This is a genomic window from Chitinophagales bacterium, assembly GCA_020635995.1.
GTDB lineage: Bacteria > Bacteroidota > Bacteroidia > Chitinophagales > UBA8649 > JAFMKE01.
This window is the reverse complement of sequence record JACJYS010000003.1, coordinates 21,888-36,445: the sequence shown is the minus strand read 5'-3', so window position 1 is coordinate 36,445 and position 14,558 is coordinate 21,888. Positions and strand designations below refer to the sequence as shown.

The window sequence follows — 14,558 nt, the reverse complement described above, 5'->3', positions numbered from 1 at the left end:
TACACTTTAGTAAAGTGAAGGTAAACTTTAAAAAAGTTATTTATCTTTATTAAAAAATTAATTCTTTTTGAATGAGGAAAATTGAAATAAGTACAGAAGTAATTGTATTTGACAATCCATTAGAACTGGAAGAAATAGAAAGAAAATTATTAACCAAAGCTAAAGAAGGGCAAGAAAAAGCTTATGCTCCTTACTCTAATTTTTTAGTAGGTGCAGCGGTATTACTACAAAATGGTGAAATAATAAATGGTGGCAATCAGGAAAATGCTGCATTTCCTGCGTGTATCTGTGCCGAAAGAACGGTTTTAAGTGCTGCCTCTACTATGTTTCCAAATATTAAACCTATTATGCTGGCTGTGGCGGTTAAAAATTTAAAAAAGGAACAACTTAAACCCGCAGCTCCTTGTGGAGAATGTAGGCAGTATATTTTTGAAATAGAAAGCAAATTCAATTTTGCTATTCCTATTATTATGCAGGCGGAATCTAATAAAATTTATAAGGTTAATAGCTCTTCAGAGTTATTGCCGTTGGCTTTTGCTAAAAATGATTTGATGGAAGATGAATAATACTGATTATAAATATGAAGTAGTTTATTTATTAAGTATATCATAGGCTTGCTGTGCTTTTCGGTAGCCCAGTTCTATCATTTCTGCCGATCTGTGAAAATCTAATGTCCCACAGGCATTTCTGGCTATTTCAATTTCTAAATCGGGTGGATAAGAAGCTAACTTCATTCTGGCAATGCTGTTTTGCATAGTTTCAAAAGCCTTGCTGGCTACATCGGTCATTGTCCATATTTTTGTTGTAGGTTTTTCATTTTTTGAATTAAAAGATTCTAAAAACTTTTTCAATTTTTCTTGAATATCGGCATCACTATTTTGTGTTTCTACTTCCTTTTCTTCTCTTAATTCTTCTTCAATAATAGCTCCACCAAGGTTTACAGCTATTGTTAGGTCTGTATTATCATTAAAAGTAGGAGCAATGGGCACAGGATTTAAAACACCGCCATCTATTAAAATAGCATTACCACTTTTTATGGGAGTAAAGAAAAGTGGGAGAGAACAGGAAGCTCTAATAGCGGCAAAAAGAGAACCACTGTTAATCCAAACTTCTTTTTCAGTAGCTATATCCGTAGCAATAGCCGTATAAGGAATAGGTAATTCTTCAATTTGAATATCTTCTAAAAATTCTATCATGGTGTTAATTACCCTTTCGCCTTTAAAAAATCCACCATGTCCCCAAGAAATGTCTAATAAGGCTGTTACATCTGATTTTTTAAGAGAAACCATCCACGCTTCAAGTTTGTCTAATTTGCCGGCAGCATACACACCTCCTATAAGTGAGCCGATAGAGCATCCCGAAATTGATTTTATTTCAAAATTATGTGCTTCTAACCATTTAATTACGCCAATATGTGCAAGTCCTCTGGCTCCGCCACTTCCTAAAACTAAGGAAACAGTGGTTTTTTTAGTTGATTTTTCTTTTCCCATAAATTATTGTGTTGCATAGGTAAAGATAATTATTTTATACATTCGTGGCACGACTTCAAGTCGTGCCACGAATAATTTAATAGTTCTAATTTGCACCCGTCTTTCTGAGATGTGATAACCGAACACCAAAGAATCCCTTCTGTAATAATAAAAATTTTAAATATATTGGATACTTCTTCCACTTTGCTATGTGGTGTTAATTTTCATTCGCCTTTCTGAATGAAATGAAACGAAGAATCTTTTTAAAGCTTACCAAAATTTAACTTCTGTTTCATATAAATTATTCCAATTTGGATTATTATCAGTTATTAGATTAATTTTATATTCTCTTTTCTTTCCTTTAATATATTTTTCATTTTGAATAGCTTCATCAATTGATGAAAACTGTTTGTAATAGACCAATTTGTAGCAGTTATATTTAGCCGTAAAACTATTTAAAAATACTTTATTTATGTGTTCAAACATCCTTGATTGTAAATTACTTGTAACACCAGTGTAAAGTACATTATTACTTTTATTTGTAAGAATATAAACACAACCTCCTCTTTCCATTACTCAAATATAGTGATAATTTATAGATGCTTCTTCCGCTTCGCTCCATCAGCATGACGTGTGGCGTTAATTTTCATCCGTCTTTCTGAGGTGTGAGGGACGAACACCGAAGAATCCCTTCTATAACAATACAAACTTTAAATATATTAGATGAGTTTTTCGCTTTGCTTTACCAGCATAACGTTTCATTTAAAACTCTACCTTATCCTCCTCACTCCACCACTTTTACATCTATTTCTATATCACTGTTCCTTGCTTTATCGTCTGAGCAAGAAATTTTGTAACGCCCACTTTGAGTAGGTAAATACAGTACTTTTTCTGTTTTGTCTGCCTCTTTTAAAAATTGATTATTAATATACCAATATACTTTTTTTACATCGCTGGCTACATTAACACTTAACACTAAAGCTTCGGGTTCTTCTTTTATAATATAATAAGTATTACCATTGCTTGGTGTAGCTATTTGTGGTGGATTAAAGTTGTTAAAAGCTGTGCATTGCGGGTTGTGTTTTGGAATTTTAGTGTAGTTTATGTGGTGCTCCTCAAAATATGCCAACATTTCTATCGGATGATTAGGAAACCATTCCTCTTTATATCCTGCCGTAGGCAGGCAATTCATGCAATACGAAAAACTATCATTTTCGCTAACATATATTTTTTGCAAATGCCGGCAAGTCATATTACTTGAAATGCCCGGTATAAAATAGTCCATAATGGTATGTTCGCAATGCTCTGATGGCGGTAATCCCGATTCTGGACAGACCATTCTAAACTGTAAATTTTCAGGAGCTTTAAGCCAATTTTTATTTGGTTTTTTCTCTAAAGTATTAAATAAATTAAATAATAGCGGGCTCGCCATTTGTGCCCCGGTAAGTTCGGGTACGCCTTTCCCCGAAAAATTGCCTACCCACACTCCAATAGTATAATTATTGTCATAACCTATACTCCACGCATCTCTTCGCCCGTAAGAAGTACCTGTTTTCCACGATATTTTGGGCAAATTTTTAGTACTCTGCCACGAGTTAGGCAAATCTGGTCGTTCTACTTTAGTAAGTATTTCATCTATCATAAAAACAACATCTTCATTTAAAATTTTTATAGATGCCACATCTTGTGCTTGTTCTATATATTTTGGCGAAGAATATTTTCCATTGTTAGCAAATGATGCATAAAGTGCAGTCATTTCTTCTAATGTTACTCCACAACCGCCTAAAACTAACGATAAACCCAAATGGTCTTTTTGCTGTTCTATGGTTTTAAAATTACAAGCAATTAGTTTTTCTACTACATTATTTACACCCACCATGTTTAATGCTTTTACGGCAGGAATATTTAAAGATTTTGACAAAGCATTTTCGGCAGTAACATATCCATTAAATTCTTGATTAAAATTAACGGGACTATAACCGTTATAATTAATAGGTACATCGGTCATAATGGTTTTAGGAGTTAAAGTACCTTGGTTAAAAGCCATAGCATATATTAATGGTTTTAAAGTGCTACCCGGTTGGCGTACAGCCCGCACTCCATCTACTTGCCCTGCATCTATATTGCTATAAAAATCGGAAGAGCCCACATAAGCCACCACTTGCATATTCCTATTGTCTATTGCTATTACAGCCGTATTATAAATATTAAACGGCAATAATTTATTGCTGTACGTTTTTACCAGTTTTTCAGTAGCTATTTGTTTGTCTTTTTCTATGGTAGTATGTATTACAGCACTATCGGGGTATTGTTGTTTTAGCCTAAATGCTAAGTGGGGAGCTATTTTAGGAGAAGCTATTCTTTTAGCCAAAAATGGTTCGCTTAAAGCATCATCTATAGTGTTTTTATTAAAAATATTATCTTTTTTAAAACGTAACAGCCATTTGTTGCGTTCTTGTTCTATTTGTTCATTATGAACGCCTATTTGTAGCGAAGAAGGTCTATTAGGAATAATACTTAAAGCGGTTATTTCTGCTAAACTCAAATGATTAGGCATTTTATTAAAATATAGTACCGCTGCCGATTTTACACCTTCTATATTGCCACCATAAGGTACTAAATTAAGATACAATTGTAGTATTTCTGCTTTGCTCAATTTCCATTCTAATTGAATGGCTCTAAACATTTCTAATAATTTATTGGCATAAGTTCTTGGCTTGGGTTCTAATAATCTTACCACTTGCATAGTTATGGTAGAAGCTCCGGAAGTTCTTTTGCCTTTTATTACATTGTTAAAAAATGCCCTTGAAATAGCCAAAGGATTAACCCCGTAGTGATAATAAAAAAGTCTGTCTTCTTTATAGATAATTGCTTTTTTTAAGTCGTCAGAAATTTCATTAAGTTGCGTGTACATTCTCCATTTATCGTCTTTGCTTAAAAAACTGTACAGTATTTCTCCGTTGGCATCTACCACTGTAGTAGCATAAGATTTATTAATATTTATAGGAAAAATAGCATTTAATAGAAGGAATATTAAAAATAATAGCAAAACAGCGTAACAAAGCTTAGTTAAAACCGTTACTTTAGTAATCTCTTTTAGACGATATTTAAAACTTAACAAATTCAAGACTATCTATTATGAAAAACTCCTTAAAACTTATTTTATTATTTATAGTGTTATTAGCCGCCTGTAAAGATAAACAGGAAATAAATTTAAGCTATACTAATGCCGAAGGCGAAGTACCAACTTTGGGAAGTTTAACTTTTACCTTTGACCAAAATGTAGCTCCCGATAGCATTGTACAGCAATGGTTAGATAAAGATAATTATGTAGATTTTTCTCCAAAAATAAAAGGGCAGTTTAAATGGACAGCTACTAATGAACTTACTTTTTCGCCCTCGGAATATTTGCCACCAGCTACAAATTTTAAAGCTACTTTAAACAATAGCATTACAGATGTTAATGACAAATTTAGTAGTGTAACAGCTAAAGAAATTAATTTTTATACCGCAAAATTAAATCTAAATTCATCAGAAGCATATTGGTTTTTAGATGAAAGTAATGCTACCCAAGCCATGTTAGAACTGGAGTTTAACCATAAAGTAGATGCAAAAGATATAGCTAATGCTCTTAAAATAGAGAAAGACGGAGAGAAAATGGATTTTGAATTGCAGAGTGTGGGAGAAACCTATTATGTAAAATGTAAATTTAAAAATCTAAGTGTAAAAGATGAAGACTATATTTTTGATATTATTTTAAATAAAGGATTGCTACCTGTAGGAGGGAACAATAAAACTGAGGTAGAAATATTTGATAAAGTAATGCTGAAATCGCCATACAAAATAGAAATATCTAATGTAGAAACCGACCATAATGGCGAAACAGGGACTGTAACGGTAAGTACTTCGCAGGCGGTAAAAGCAGAAGGGCTGGAAAAATATATAGAAATAAAACCCAAAGTGAATTTTAAAGTAAGCACTACAGAAAAATCTTTAGTTATTACCAGCAATGATTTTGATGTTACCACCACTTACGAATTGCTTCTTAAAAAAGGAATGGTAGGCGTAGTAGGCGGAAAATTAAACCTTGATTATAGTAGCGATGTTGCTTTTGGAGAGTTAGAACCAAGTATAGAATTTGAAAACTATAAAGGCAAATATTTGTCAAGTGCCGGAGCTAAAAATGTGGCGGTTAGAATAATAAATGTACCTAAAGTTTCATTAAAAATATACAAAGTATATGAGTCCAATATATTAACATCAGACAATTATTACTACGGTTACGGTTATCAAGAGAAAGATATAGTGTATGATAAAGAAATCAAAACTACCGATTTAAAAAAAGCAGGCAGTTCATCTATTCTTACTTTAAATTTTGAAGATATTTTAAAAGACTACAACGGTATTTATTATATAGAAATTAGGTCTTTAGATGATTATTGGGTAAGAGATAGCAAGTATCTTTCTTTAAGCGATATAGGATTAATAGTAAAAGAGGGAATGAACAAAGTACAAGTTTTTGCTAATTCCATAAAAACTGCCGAGAGTTTAGCCGGAATAAAAATTAAAATGTATGGCAAAAACAATCAATTAATTTCAGAAACTGTTACCGCCAGCGATGGAAGTGCTTCACTTTCTTTCAAAAATAAAACTATAAGTGGTTTTAAACCGGCTTTAATTACTGCCGAAAAAAATGGAGATTTTACAGCCATTAATTTGTATGATACAGAAATAAATACATCAAGATTTGAAGTGGGCGGCTATAGAGATTTGCCTAATGGATTACAAACTTTTGTTTATTTAGAAAGAAATATTTATCGTCCTGGCGAAACGGTAAATTTTGCTACAGTGGTAAGAAACCAAACTTGGGCATCTCCGGGAAAATTGCCTTTAAAAATAGAAATAGTGAGCCCGAGTGGCAAAAAACTTAAAACTTTTACTAAAACATTAAATGAAGAAGGTTCTGTAGATGCCAATTTTAGCACTTTAAAAGAATCATTAACAGGTGTTTATTCTATTTTTGTTTATACTTCTAATAATGTGCTATTAGCTTCTAAAAATGTGATGGTAGAAGAATTTATGCCCGATAGAATTAAGGTAAACACAACAGTCAATAAAGAACAATACACCATAAACGACCAAAATATAGAGCTTTCAGTTACGGCTCAAAATTTATTTGGTCCACCAGCTGCCAATAGAAATTATGAAGTAGAATTGAACTACAAAACACGATACTTTTATGCTAAAGATTATGCTAATTATGATTTTTATATTTTAAATACCAATAGATATTTTGAATCGGAACTGCGACAAGGGAAAACAGATGCCAGCGGACAAGCAAAAGAAACTTTTAAGTTAGATAAAGAATTTGAAAACATGGGCTTACTTCAAGCAGATATTTTTACCACCGTTTTTGATGAAACAGGAAGACCTGTCAACAGAAAAAATTCAGTAGAAATATACACACAAGATATTTTTTATGGCATAGGTTATTTTGATTATTATTTAGCTACTAATTCTGAAATAAAAATGCCTTTAATTGCTGTAAATAAAGATGGAAAATCGGTAAATAGTAAAGCTAATATAAAAGTAATTAAGCATGAATACCAAACCGTGCTAAATAAAACGGGTAGCTATTTTAGATATGAATCTAACAAAATAGAAAAAACATTAGTTAATAAGGAAATTGCCATTAATGGCCCTACAAATTTTAAGTTTGTACCTAATGTTTCCGGAGAGTACGAAGTGCGTATTTATAAGCCGGGAGAAAAAGACAGATATGTAAGTCAGTATTTTTATGCTTATGGATATGGCAACACCTACTTATCTTCTTTTGAAGTAGATAACGAAGGAAAAGTTACTATGGAAACAGATAAAGAAACCTATGAAGTGGGCGATAAAGCTAAAATATTGTTTAACACACCTTTTCAAGGCAAAATGTTAGTAACCGTAGAGGGCAAAGATGTTTTAGATTATTATTATGTAAATACAGATAAACGTTCGGCAAGTTTAACAATAGATATTACCGAAGAATTTTTGCCTAACGTTTATATTTCTGCCACATTAATAAAACCTCATCAGACTACAGAATTTCCATTAACGGTGGCCCATGGGTTTCAGTCTATAAGTGTAAAACAAGAAGAAAGAAAATTAGATGTAGCCATTGAAGCAGTGGAAAGTTCAAGGTCTAAAACCAAGCAAAAAATAAAAGTAAAAACAGCATCTAATGCATACGTAACTATAGCGGTAGTAGATGAAGGGATATTGCAAGTGGGTGGTTTTAAAACTCCAAATCCGTACGATTATTTTTATCAAAAAAGAGCTTTGCAGGTTAATACTTACGATATTTATCCTTATTTATTGCCAGAAATAAGTGCAGCTTCCTTAACAGGTGGAGATATGGAATTAGATATGGGTAAAAGAGTTAATCCTTTCCAAAATGACAGAGTGAAATTAGTAAGTTATTGGAGTGGATTAGTTAAAACCAATAGTTTTGGCAATGCCGAATATGAAATAGATATTCCTCAGTTTTCGGGAAGTTTAAGGATAATGGCTGTAGCACATAAAGACAAATCTTTTGGCTCTGCCGAAAAAAATATGATTGTAGCCGATCCTTTAGTAATTTCTTCAACTATTCCACGGTTTTTAAGCCCTGGTGATACCGCTTATGTTTCTTCTACATTAAGCAATACTACTAAAAAAGGAGGAAATGTAAAAGCTACTATTTCTACTTCCGGAGTTTTAGGAATTGTAGAAGATAAAAATGCCACCTTAAATGTAGATGCTAATAGTGAGGGCGTAGCCTATTTTAAAGTATATGCTAAAAATGAGCTGGGCAATGGAAAAATAACCATAAAAGCAAGTGCTTTTGGCGAAACATTTACCGAAGAAACAGATATGTCGGTAAGACCGGCAGTTCCTTTAGTGCAGTCTTCCAATTCGGGGAGTGTGCAAGGTGGTAAAAATGTAACTTTAAATTTAGATGCTTCAAAATACTTGCCTCAAACCGTTAGTTATAAATTGATGGTAAGTAAAAATCCTATGGTAGAGTTTGCTAAAGATTTAGATTATTTGGTGCGATATCCTTATGGCTGTAGCGAGCAAACTATTTCGGCAGTGTTCCCACAGTTGTATTATAGAGATATGATAAAGTCTATGTATAATGAAAATTTGAAAGAAAATATCAATCAAAATATTATTACCGCTATGAATAAGCTAAAACTGCGACAAATATATAATGGTGGAATAAATACGTGGGATAATTGTGAATGTGAAAGCTGGTGGACGACTGCTTATGCTGCTCATTTTTTAATAGAAGCCGAAAAAGCAGGCTATAATGTAGATGTAAATTTTAAAGATAATATACTTTCTTATTTAAAAAACAGGCTGAAAAAGAAGGAAGTTTACACCTACAGAAAAGTAGGCGGTGGAGAATATAAAATAGCACCTAAAGAAGTAGCATATAGCTTATACGTATTAGCTTTAGCCAATAAACCGGATATAAGCATGATGAATTATTATAAATCAAACATTCAATTATTAAGTGCCGATAGCAAATATATGTTAGCCGCAGCATATTCACTTTCTGGCGATAAAATTAAAGGTAATGCCATAATGCCAAATACTTTTGATTTTGACCAAACAGCTAAAGAATTTGGCGGTTCATATTCTTCGCCTTTAAGAGATGAATCTATTGCTTTAAATGTACTTTTAGAAACAGATCCTCAAAATAAAAACATAGGAACTATGGCTCAGCATATCAGTAGCCAGCTAAAAACAAATAGATATTTAAACACACAAGAAAGAGTGTTTAGTTTCTTAGCCTTGGGTAAAGTGGCTAAAAAAGCCAGCCAAAGTAATGTAGAAGCAGAAGTGAGAGCTAATGGAAAACTAATAGGAAGTGTTAATGACAATACTTTAACTTTTGGTTCAAATGATTTAAAAGATAAGAAAATTGAAATAGTGGCTAAAGGCTCGGGCGACATATACTATTTTTGGGAAACAGAGGGCGTGAGTAAAGATGGCAGTTTTAAAGAAGAAGATGAGCATTTAAAAGTGCGTAAAACATTTTATGATAGATATGGAAATACTATAGCAGGCAATACATTTAAGCAAAATGATTTAATAGTAGTAGGCATTAGCATACAAGCTGATTATAACACTACGGTAGAAAACGTAGTACTGACAGATATTCTTCCTGCGGGTTTTGAAATAGAAAATTCAAGAATAACAGAAGTGCCGGGCACAGAGTGGATTAAAGATGCCTCTTACCCCGACCAGTTAGATATACGAGATGATAGGATAATGATATTTGATGATGTCAGAACTTATAGTAATAAACCTCAAAAGTACTATTATGTAGTGCGTGCCGTTTCTCCGGGAGTATATAAAATGGGACCTGTAGGAGCAGAAGCTATGTATAATGGTGCTTACCATTCCTACAATGGAGGCGGTTTGGTTAAAATAATTAAGTAGCTTATAATTGTATTTATCTCTCATTTTTTCATAGATAAATACAATTATAGATTTTTATTTCTGTACTTATCTCTTATTTTTTAGTAGATAAATACAATTATAGATTTTTATTTCTGTATTTATCTTGTATATTTGTGTAGATATGTTTCGTCCCCACTTACTTGTCATATTGAACGAAGTGAAATATATACCTTACATAAGTAGGCAAACGTTCAAAAAAAAGGTAGATTCCTCCCGTTGGTCGGAAAGACAAGAGGGGGAAGTGATTTTTGCCTTTTCCGATCTTAAAAGGATATTTTTCTTCCCAAAAAAAATACATTCCTGTGAAAGTAGGAATCCCATACATAAAACTATGATAATTCCAATTTCAAACAAACAAATCAGCAACCAACCAAATAAGATTGCCTGCTTGCCACAGATAGGCTTCACTCCGTTTGCAAATACGAACCGAGATAAGCACGTCCTCGCGAGTGAGGCACGAACGAAGCAACCTAATACCGATTAGGAATTCTTCGCTTCACTCCGTTGCTCTCAGAAAGATGAATAAAAACTTATACCAATCAAAAAAAATAACCTAAACTTGCAAAACTCCTGTGCTGTATTCTTTTTCAATAGGAGCATGATTAGCGGCTTCTATACCCATGCTTATTACTTTTCTTGTTTCTAAAGGGTCTATAATATCATCTATCCATAATCGGGCGGCAGCATAATAAGGATTGGTAGTCCTATCGTACTTGTTTTTAATTTTATTAAATAGCTCTTCTTCTTTTTCCTTAGTTATTTCTTCGCCTTTTTTCTTTAAAGAAGCTACTTGTATTTGCAGTAAAACTTTGGCAGCTTGAGCTCCGCCCATTACTGCTATTTTGGCACTTGGCCAGCCTACTATTAAGCGTGGGTCATAAGCTTTGCCACACATAGCATAGTTGCCCGCTCCATAAGAATTGCCCACAACAATGCTAAACTTAGGCACTACACTATTTGCCATAGCATTTACCATTTTAGCTCCGTCTTTAATAATGCCCCCATGCTCAGAACGAGAACCTACCATAAAACCACTAACATCGTGCATAAAAACTAATGGAATTTTCTTTTGGTTGCAGTTCATTATAAACCGGGCTGCTTTATCGGCACTATCGCTGTATATAACACCGCCAAACTGCATTTCTCCTTTCTTAGTTTTAATAATGCTTCTTTGGTTGGCTACTATACCTACACTCCATCCGTCTATTCGGGCGTAGCCACACACTATGGTTTTGCCATAACCTTTTTTGTATTCCGTAAATTCCGAATTGTCAACCAATCTTTCTATGATTTCTAAGGTATCGTAAGGTTTAGCGTTTTCTTCAGCTATGTAACCGTATATTTCTTTCGGATTTTTTTTAGGTTCGGCAGGCTTTTCTCTGTTAAACCCTGCTTTTTCATAATCACCTATTTTTCCCATAATATCTCTTATGGTTTTAAGGCATTCTTTATCGTCTTTCATTTTATAATCGCACACACCAGAAATTTCGGTATGAGTAGTAGCACCGCCTAAAGTTTCGTTGTCTATATCTTCTCCAATAGCTGCTTTTACTAAATAACTTCCTGCTAAAAATATAGAACCGGTTTTATCTACTATAAGTGATTCATCACTCATAATAGGCAAATACGCTCCGCCAGCCACACAGCTTCCCATTACAGCCGCTATTTGAGTTATGCCCATGCTACTCATTTTAGCATTATTTCTAAAAATACGACCAAAATGTTCTTTGTCGGGGAAAATTTCATCTTGTACAGGTAAAAAAACTCCGGCACTATCTACTAAATAAATAATAGGTAGCTTGTTTTCCATAGCTATTTCTTGTGCTCTAAGGTTTTTCTTTCCGGTAATAGGAAACCATGCACCTGCTTTAACTGTGGCATCATTGGCTACAACTATGCATTGTTTGCTGTGCACATATCCTATTTTTACCACTACACCTCCCGATGGGCAACCACCATATTCTTTATACATATCATCGCCTGCTAAAGTACCTATTTCAAGCTGTGGAGCATTCTCGTCTAACAATAAATCTATGCGTTCTCTGGCAGTTAATTTTCCTTTGGCTTTATGTTTTTCTATGCTTTTTTTGCCACCGCCTAAGTATGCTTGTTCTTTTTTATGGCGAAGATCTGCAACCATTAGTCGCATGTTATCTTCATTTTTATTAAACTCTATATCTGACATATTGTTAAAGTATTAGGTTTTTGATATGAAGCCACAAATTACGGTAAAAAAATAAAGACTAAAAAAACTTGCTTAATATTTTGATACTTGGCAAGTGTATTTTGTATATTTGCACTCGGGCAAGTCTTATACGACCAGCTCCTGCTGAATCCCCCAGGTCTTGATCGAAGCAAGGGTAGGCGGTTGTAGCGGTGCGATATGAGTAACTTGCCTTTTTTTTATTGCCTTTTGGTGGATAATAAATTTGGAATCATAAAACGGCATTATAGCATATTTTAATTTACATTGCGTAAATATGTTTATTACAATAAGACGAAGCCGATATAAAACTATTATAAATTCCTAAGCGGTATAAAAACCAAATTTTTGTATTTTTGCACTCTCAAAAAATAACAGTATGAATTTTAACCTTACCGAAAACCAAAAAATGATTCAGGATATGACACGCGACTTTGCTAAAAAAGAAGTGTTGCCATACAGAAATGAATGGGACGCCACAGAGCATTTTCCTATTGACAAGCTTAAAAAAGCAGGCGAACTTGGATTATTGGGCGTTTTGGTGCCTACTGAATATGGAGGCAGCGGTATGAGTTATTTAGAGTACGTTACAGCACTTACCGAGTTAGGTAGAGTGTGTGGTGGTTTTGGCTTAAGTGTAGCGGCACACAATAGTTTGTGCACCGGGCATATTTTGCAGCATGGCAATGAAGCTCAAAAGAAAAAATATTTACCTAAGTTGGCTTCGGGCGAGCATATAGGAGCATGGGGATTAACAGAACCTAATACAGGAAGTGATGCCATGCGTATGAAATGCGTAGCTAAAAAAGAAGGTAATGAGTGGGTTATTAATGGTATGAAAACATGGATAACTCACGCTTTAAGTGCCGATGTTTATGTTATTTTGGTAAGAACAGGAGAATTATTAGACTCAAACGGAATTTCTGCTTTTATTATAGAAAAAGGAATGGAAGGTTTAAGTGCTGTTAAAATAACCGACAAAGTGGGTGTGCGTGCCAGCGAAACTGCCGAGTTACATTTTAATAATGTAAGAGTTCCCGCAGAAAATTTAATAGGAGCAGAAGGGCAGGGCTTTAAGCAAGCCATGAAAGTTTTGGACGGAGGTAGAATATCTATTGCGGCATTGTCTTTAGGTGTGGCTAAAGGAGCTTATGATGCTTCTGTAGCGTATGCAAAAGAGCGTGAGCAGTTTGGCAAACCTATAGCAAGTTTTCAAGCTATTTCTTTTATGCTGGCAGATATGGCTACAGAAAATGAAGCAGCGGAGCTACTATGTATGCAAGCTGCGGATATGAAAAACCGAGGAGAAAATATTACAAAAGAAGGAGCTTTTGCTAAATATTATGCTTCTGAATTAGCGGTAAGAAACGGAAACCGTGCCATGCAAATAATGGGAGGCAATGGCTACACAAAAGGTTATCCTGCCGAAAAATATTTAAGAGATGCACGCCTTATGGTTATAGGCGAAGGTACCAGCGAAATACAAAAGTTGGTTATATCAAGACAAGTGTTAAGAGATTAAAACCTGTACTTTTTACTAATACCTTTTTTCAACTGTATTAATGGATTGTACTATTAAAAAGTAGCTTTATTCATATTTTGTTTAGTTTAATTCTTTATTTTATATACCCCCTTTTATTTATTAGTATAATTGATTATTAATTGATAATCAATCATTTGCAATGTGATTAAAGTTACAAAAAAGATAGTAACGATAAGAAACTAATACTATACATTTGCATCTTGTAAATATATATTAAATATTAATTTTAAAATAAATCATGTTTAAGGAATTTTCAGAATATTTAGGCAAAATTGATGGGGTTGATTATGATTTTGTAGAGGAATTTATAGATGGATGTAAATATCAAATTATACCTAAAGGGTCTTTTTTACTTAAAGAAGGTGGCTATCTAAAAGATATATTTTGGGTAGGGAAAGGTTTATTGGTTAAATATTCAATTGATACAGAAGGGAAAAAGCATGTTATTCAGTTTGCTCCGGAAAATTGGTGGATAGCAGAAAGGGAAGCCGTATTTTTAGGAAACCCGTCTAAATACTATATTGAGAGTATTGAAGAAGCTAAAGTTATTTCTTTTGATGAAGAGTTAGTTTTAAAATTGCATAAGAAATATCCAACATTCAATAAGTTTCATTATAGGCTTTTACAAAACCATATTGAACATTTAACCACCCGAATTTTATTTCTATTAAGTCTTAATGCGGAAGATAAGTATCTTCAATTTATAAAAATATACCCAGATTTATCATTACGAGTTCCTTTAGGTATGATAGCTTCTTATTTGGGTATTGCTCAAGAAAGTTTAAGTAGAGTAAGAAAAGAGCTCTCACATAAAAAGGTATGATTTTTTGATGTAAGTCAAATTTCC

8 protein-coding genes are annotated in these 14,558 nt (G+C 33.5%); 4 read left to right on the top strand and 4 right to left on the bottom strand.

Annotated features, from left to right (window positions below):
• Positions 1–71: 71 nt before the first annotated feature.
• A complete protein-coding gene (locus H6578_05980; GenBank protein ID MCB9226697.1) occupies positions 72–566 on the top strand; it encodes a cytidine deaminase in 495 nt (164 codons plus the stop codon).
• A gap of 24 nt (positions 567–590) precedes the next feature.
• Here the strand turns inward: H6578_05980 and H6578_05975 are convergent, their stop codons facing one another.
• The 3 genes from H6578_05975 to pbpC form a co-directional block, all read right to left on the bottom strand.
• The gene (locus H6578_05975) at positions 591–1,490 is read right to left on the bottom strand and encodes a patatin-like phospholipase family protein (protein MCB9226696.1); all 900 of its coding nucleotides are present in this window, start codon (positions 1,488–1,490) and stop codon (positions 591–593) included.
• A 249-nt stretch (positions 1,491–1,739) separates the two neighbouring features.
• The gene (locus H6578_05970; protein MCB9226695.1) at positions 1,740–2,042 is read right to left on the bottom strand and encodes a GIY-YIG nuclease family protein; all 303 of its coding nucleotides are present in this window, start codon (positions 2,040–2,042) and stop codon (positions 1,740–1,742) included.
• Positions 2,043–2,253: 211 nt separating this feature from the next.
• Positions 2,254–4,503 carry a penicillin-binding protein 1C gene (gene pbpC / locus H6578_05965; protein ID MCB9226694.1) on the bottom strand — a complete coding sequence of 750 codons (2,250 nt, stop codon included), beginning with the start codon at positions 4,501–4,503 and terminating at the stop codon, positions 2,254–2,256.
• Between the two features lie 104 nt (positions 4,504–4,607).
• Here pbpC and H6578_05960 point away from each other — a divergent pair, with 104 nt between their 5' ends.
• The gene (locus H6578_05960; GenBank protein MCB9226693.1) at positions 4,608–9,944 is read left to right on the top strand and encodes an alpha-2-macroglobulin family protein; all 5,337 of its coding nucleotides are present in this window, start codon (positions 4,608–4,610) and stop codon (positions 9,942–9,944) included.
• Between the two features lie 574 nt (positions 9,945–10,518).
• Here H6578_05960 and H6578_05955 read toward each other — a convergent pair.
• Positions 10,519–12,150, bottom strand: a complete 1,632-nt coding sequence (locus H6578_05955; protein ID MCB9226692.1) for an acyl-CoA carboxylase subunit beta — start codon at positions 12,148–12,150, stop codon at positions 10,519–10,521.
• A 397-nt stretch (positions 12,151–12,547) separates the two neighbouring features.
• On the opposite strand from H6578_05955, the gene H6578_05950 reads away from it, so the two are divergent.
• Both H6578_05950 and H6578_05945 read left to right on the top strand, forming a co-directional pair.
• The gene (locus H6578_05950; GenBank protein ID MCB9226691.1) at positions 12,548–13,690 is read left to right on the top strand and encodes an acyl-CoA dehydrogenase family protein; all 1,143 of its coding nucleotides are present in this window, start codon (positions 12,548–12,550) and stop codon (positions 13,688–13,690) included.
• A 259-nt stretch (positions 13,691–13,949) separates the two neighbouring features.
• Complete coding sequence (locus tag H6578_05945; protein ID MCB9226690.1) at positions 13,950–14,534, top strand: Crp/Fnr family transcriptional regulator; 585 nt, start codon at positions 13,950–13,952, stop codon at positions 14,532–14,534.
• Positions 14,535–14,558: the final 24 nt, after the last annotated feature.

Coding starts and splice junctions, on each gene's coding strand:
- H6578_05960 (MCB9226693.1), top strand. CDS start 4,608: ATGAAAAACTCCTTAAAACTTATTTTATTATTTATAGTGTTATTAGCC.
- H6578_05950 (MCB9226691.1), top strand. CDS start 12,548: ATGAATTTTAACCTTACCGAAAACCAAAAAATGATTCAGGATATGACA.
- H6578_05945 (MCB9226690.1), top strand. CDS start 13,950: ATGTTTAAGGAATTTTCAGAATATTTAGGCAAAATTGATGGGGTTGAT.
- H6578_05955 (MCB9226692.1), bottom strand. CDS start 12,150: ATGTCAGATATAGAGTTTAATAAAAATGAAGATAACATGCGACTAATG.
- H6578_05970 (MCB9226695.1), bottom strand. CDS start 2,042: ATGGAAAGAGGAGGTTGTGTTTATATTCTTACAAATAAAAGTAATAAT.
- H6578_05975 (MCB9226696.1), bottom strand. CDS start 1,490: ATGGGAAAAGAAAAATCAACTAAAAAAACCACTGTTTCCTTAGTTTTA.
- H6578_05980 (MCB9226697.1), top strand. CDS start 72: ATGAGGAAAATTGAAATAAGTACAGAAGTAATTGTATTTGACAATCCA.